Genomic DNA, 5,614 nt, shown 5'->3' on the forward strand with positions numbered 1-5,614 from the left:
CATTCCTGACATGCGCCAGGGTCTCTTTGGAATAGCCGATAGAATAACGGTCAGAATCCTCTTCCTGATAACTATACTTCACACCTCTCTCCTCAAGCAATTTCTTGGTGGCCTCGATGTTGCGCAGGATCTCCTCATCCAATGGGACACCGGGTTTGAGTATGGCGAAGATCACGATCTCTCCATCCGGAGCCATAAGATCGATGGTCTGCTCTACTTTGACCAGATAATCTTCATGAGGTGCTACAGGCATCATGACCTTCTTATATCCACCTTCGATCACGCGAGTATGGTCATTGACCACCAAAGAGGGAGCCGGTATATGCCGTACGAGCTTGTGGATAGCCGAACCGAATAGATTCTGTTTGATGCCATGTTTACCATGGGTACCCACTACGATCAGATCCGGACCGACTTTGCTCACTATTGCCTCCACCTCATCGAATAGGTCACCGTGCCCTATCATAATGTTATAATCGAGTCCCAATGACTGGGCTTGATCACCGTAGGGTTGAAGCTCCTTGATGAGCGCTTCCGATCCATCATCCTTGGATTGGGCAATGTGGCAGAAAGTGATAGCGGCAGAATCCCTTTGGGCGAACTGCAGCGCTTGTTTGACCGCGATATCGGCCGTTTCTGTGAAATCTACGAGTACGAGGATATTCTTCATGAATCGTGGGGATGGTCTTATTTCAAATATAGCCAATATCGAATCGGCTTATCACATACCGATGAAGGTGTAATTCGAATTGATATCGGACACCTGCTTGGCCGAGAGCACGAGTGTGGGCAGCTCCAGTCTATTGGTGATCATCTCCTGGGTAAAAGAATCGAATTGAGGTAGGATGCTATCGGTGAAATGTGTGATAGCGAACATGTCAGCACCGTGCTTCTCTGCATAATCTATGACCTCATCGGCCAGAGATTCGTCTCCTTTAAGCTCCACCACCGCATAGTCCACTTCATCGCTGATCTTCATCTTGGCCCAGTTGATATTATTACGGAGTCTGTGGGAGAGATACTCATCGGATTCTGCCTTACAGACCACATGTATGGCTGCATTGAAGCGCTTGGCCAGATTGGTGGCCACTGAGACCACCTGTAGACTCTCCTTGCTCAGATCCACGGGGAGTACGATCAACTCGATCTCCTTTTCAGGTCCCTTGGCCTGCGTGACGATGAAGGGTGTATTGCTACTCGTGATCACCTTGATGGCCCGTGAGCCGAAGATCTTCTGTAGCCCCTTGGCACCATGCGTCCCCATGACCAGCAGATCGGCATCGCCTTCATCAGCTTCTTGGGCAATATCCTTGTATATACTACCTACCCTCACTTTGCCGAAGATCTCATCTTGCTGATCCTCGGGAAGCGAAGAGATGAGACCGGTCAAGGTGAATTCTGCTTGCTCTCTGTCATTTTCTCCATCCACGATGTGAAGGAGTTCTATCTCTCCGGGTATATCATTCCGGATGGAAAGAGCGTGTTCAAGGGCAGACCGTGTTATCGGAGTAAAATCGTAGGGAACCAGGTATTTCATAATCGCATTGTGTGGCATGTGAATATACATGATCGTTCATGTTCACTATTCACATTTCATCTTTAATGGAAAGATGTAATGATTCTAAATGAAATCGTAACTTGGATTTACATTAGCACCATCACTGGACTCATCTCAAGCACTAACTCATTGACCTCGGTCTAAGGGTGATATGGAGATGATCCGGATTGAACACAAGTAATTGAACATCATGCCAGCAAGCTACGATGCACTCATCTATGACATGAGCATAGGTGAGGAGAGGAAGGAATTGGCCCGGTTAAAAGAAGAGGAACGGATCTTCGAGATAATAGATACGCTCGAGATCCAGCTCCAAGACTTCATCGCGTGTCAGCGCCCGGCTTCCAAACTCAGTCCATCTGAACTGGAGTCAGCGGTCAAGGCTCATCTGGATGGTCGATCATTGGACGAGTATGGCTGCTGGGTATTCTACCCATGGAGCGGTAGATTGGTGCATCTCCTCCCAGAGGATGAATTCAAACAATTACGTACCGATCGGAATCAATACAAGATCACTGAGGAAGAACAGCGCAGCCTTTCTGATAAGAAGATAGGTCTTATCGGACTCTCGGTAGGTCATGCCGTGGCAAATAGCTTGGCCATGGAACGCTCTTTTGGAGAATTACGAATTGCCGATTTCGATGTGCTGGACCTCTCCAATCTCAATCGCATCAGGAGTAGCGTACACCATATAGGCATACCCAAGACCGAATTACTTGCACGTGAGATTGCAGAACTCGACCCCTATTTGAAGGTCACTTGCTATGACGAAGGTGTAACAGAAGAGAACATCGATGAATTCATCGATGGGCTCGATCTCATTATAGATGAGTGCGACAGCATAGATATCAAGATCATCACCCGGGAGAAGGCGCGGGCCAAAGGCATCCCCGTGATCATGGAGACGAGTGATCGGGGCATGCTGGATATAGAGCGCTATGATCTCGATCGGGAGTTGCCCATCCTACATGGTCTGGTAGAAGGGTTGCGGAGCGAGGACCTCAAAGGACTGACCAACGAGGAGAAGATCCCCTACGTGCTCCCCATCCTAGGATTAGAGGAATCATCGCTGGGACTACGCACAAGCATGTTCGAGATCGAACGATCGATTTCCACTTGGCCGCAATTGGGCTCTGATGTAATGGTAGGAGGCGGTACAGTGGCCAATGTAGCGAGGCGCATCCTTCTCGGTAGAGCAGTCAAGAACGGCAGGTACTATATCGATATGGATGACATGATCGCTGAGGAGTCATCACCAGAGTCCTCTGGCGAAAAAGCATCTATCAATTCGAAACAGGATATCGACCATGAGCGCATTTTGGAGCAAGTACGCTCATACATCGCAGAGCATCCATCCCGATCGGATTACACGGATAAGTTCTTCGAGAATCTCATTCTCAAGGCACGCAAGGCACCTTCAGGAGGCAATACCCAACCTTGGCTCTGGCATTATCAAGGGGACACCCTCTTCCTGTTCTTGGACACCCGATTGCCTGAGACTCTCTACAACTTCATGCACATGGGGAGTTGGATCGCATTTGGTGCGGCAGCAGAGAATATCGAATTGACGGCACGGAACGCCCACATGAAGACCTCCATGACCCAACATCACTTCGATGCGGATGCTTCATTTCCACTGGCAGTCAGCTTCTCATTCTCGAAAATGACGGATGAGACCCGTCAAGAAGATGAACTTTTCGAGTATATCGATCAGCGGATCACCAATAGACTCAATCAGAATCTACGGCCTCTTCCTGAGAAGATCGACACGGCTATCCAAGAACGTGTACATGCAACTTTCAGTGGAATCACCGATGTGCGATTCATCACAGAACCGGAGAAGAAAGCACTGATCAAAGAGACCCTTTCCATCTCGGACAAATTAATGATGATGAACCCCAAAGGCCACCAGGACCTCTATGGTGAATTGGCATGGGAAAAAGATTTCAGTGAGACCGAAGGGATCAATGTTCACTCCCTGGGACTCACGCCACTGGAGATGGCGGGAATGCGTATCGCAAAAGATGAATCCGTCATGTCTTTCATCCGCAAGATCGATGGAGGTGATCGCTTCTCCGAGATGAATCACAAATCCGTAGATGCTTCTGCGGCATTCGGCCTGTTCACAGTCAAGGAATTCGATGCGGCAACTTATTTCAAGCTAGGTAAGGCCATTCAAGACGCTTGGTTGTATACCACTTCGCAAGAAGTAGCCTTCCATCCCATGTCAGGGATCCTCTTCCTGATACAACGTGCCGAACAAGAAGGGAAGCGTTTCTTCTCAGATGCAGAGATAAGCCAGATCGAGAAGTGTAAGTCCTTGATCAAGGAAGCTTTCGATCTCGATGAGGGTACCATACCAGCTTTCATGTTCAGGATCTATGTCACAGCTGACCGACCTGTACCATCCAATAGAAGACCACTAGACCAAATAACTATCAAACATGACCACACTAGATAACAGACTTCATCTCTTCGACCTGCGTTTCTATCGAGCGGTAGAGCACCCGGAGATCAGCAAAGAATTCCAGGATTTCCATCAGAAAGAACTGGCCAAGATGAAACTGGATGGAATGGAATTCTCCAATGACACCTGGATGAACAATCCCCATGTCTTCATCATGGTACTGAGGAATGGTGACCGCATGGTAGGTGGATCACGTATCCATCTCTTCCATCCAGAGCATCCCTACCCTTTTGAAATGGCCATGGACGAGCAAAGTCCTGAAAAGAAAGTGGCTTTAGAGCGTTACATGGATAAACTTCAGGCAGAATGGTGTGGACTCTGGCTGAATACCAAATTCAAAGGACTGGGATTAGCAGAGACTATGAATCGTGCGGCAATTGGCGCTACACACGCCATGGGATTGGACATCATTTTCGGTATCTGCCCAAGACATACGATGGATCTTTTCCGTACTGGTGGCTTCCGATTTATGACGCTCAATGATGAAGTGATATCCTTCCCCTACCCTACGGCTGATTACGTCAGTTATATCATCGAGTGTGAAGTGAAGCAGATGATATTCACCTTCCGCACTGAAAAATCTTTGATCAAGAACTGGCTGGAATCACCGGTAGAGAAAGTGGAGAGCAAAGGGCTCTTGGGAGACTGTATCGTGCAGCTGAATGGATTCCCTGAGCTACATGATATCGAACTGTCGACACCCAGCTCGAAGTCCCGTTCTCTAGTGCGTTCCAATCTATATAAGTTCTCCAAACGCTTCTTCAATTCAGACAGAGGATTACCAAGGGCTTCCTGACTATTCCAGCTTCTGCATTTCCCAAGTGACTGTAACCTAATCGCTTAACACTCGTTCAAGAGTCTATATCATTTGGACGATTGAAGATGAGTGTAGCTAGAGAAATGTGGACATCCATTTCAGAAGTGGGATTGCATCCCGATATGGATGAACGGCTGGTGCGAAAGATAAAACTGACCAATCAGATTTGTCTTGTAGCATGTTTCATGACCATCGGTCAGATATTTGCCCTTCCTGAAGTATTCCCCTTTGTTTTATTGTGCATCGGTTGTGTACTCTCGTATACACTGACTTGGGTAATGAACTACTATAAGAAGTACGACATGTCCAGGCTCTATTTCTGTCTGGTCTCGTGTTTAGGCATCACCTATTCTGCAAGCGTGCTTGCAATAGAATCCAATGTTGCATTCAAATTCATCCTTCTCGAAGCTTTAGTACTTCCGCTGATCGTTTTTGACGCCAGAGATAAATGGAAGTCCCTGACCGGTGTAGGGATCTATGTGGTCGCATTGGCTTTTATGGATATTCTCAATGAACGTATCCCTATCATCGATGGAGTGGATCCAGCGCTATTTGCTGACCCCATGATCATCACTATGAACAGTATCTTGGTGGTGGTCAATCTGTATCTCGGATATCGCTATCTACAGAAACTGAATTATCAAGCGGAGGAGAAACTGGCCGATTCATTAGCTATATCCAATGCCCAGAAAGATATCATCCAAGCCAAGAACAAGGATATCCAAGATGGTATCAACTATGCACAACGTATACAACAGGCTATCCTCCCTGA

5 protein-coding genes are annotated in these 5,614 nt (G+C 47.5%); 3 read left to right on the top strand and 2 right to left on the bottom strand.

The genetic code is table 11. From position 1 onward, the window contains the following. On the bottom strand, nt 1–670 hold a 670-nt coding region (locus tag HKN79_08395; GenBank protein NNC83583.1), incomplete at its 3' end, for a universal stress protein. Between the two features lie 51 nt (nt 671–721). Continuing rightward, nucleotides 722–1,537, bottom strand: a complete 816-nt coding sequence (locus HKN79_08400; GenBank protein NNC83584.1) for a universal stress protein — start codon at nt 1,535–1,537, stop codon at nt 722–724. A gap of 211 nt (nt 1,538–1,748) precedes the next feature. On the opposite strand from HKN79_08400, the gene HKN79_08405 reads away from it, so the two are divergent. The 3 genes from HKN79_08405 to HKN79_08415 form a co-directional block, all read left to right on the top strand. Further along, nucleotides 1,749–4,019, top strand: coding sequence for an Rv1355c family protein (locus HKN79_08405; protein NNC83585.1), 2,271 nt, complete (start codon nt 1,749–1,751; stop codon nt 4,017–4,019). Further along, entirely contained in the window at nt 4,003–4,821 is an 819-nt protein-coding gene (locus HKN79_08410) for a hypothetical protein (GenBank protein NNC83586.1), read from the top strand. Before HKN79_08405 ends, HKN79_08410 begins: the two co-directional genes overlap by 17 nt. 86 nt (nt 4,822–4,907) lie before the next feature. Next, the coding region (locus HKN79_08415; GenBank protein NNC83587.1) for a hypothetical protein at nt 4,908–5,614 on the top strand (707 nt) is incomplete at its 3' end.

Source organism: Flavobacteriales bacterium (assembly GCA_013001705.1).
Classification (GTDB): domain Bacteria; phylum Bacteroidota; class Bacteroidia; order Flavobacteriales_D; family JABDKJ01; genus JABDLZ01.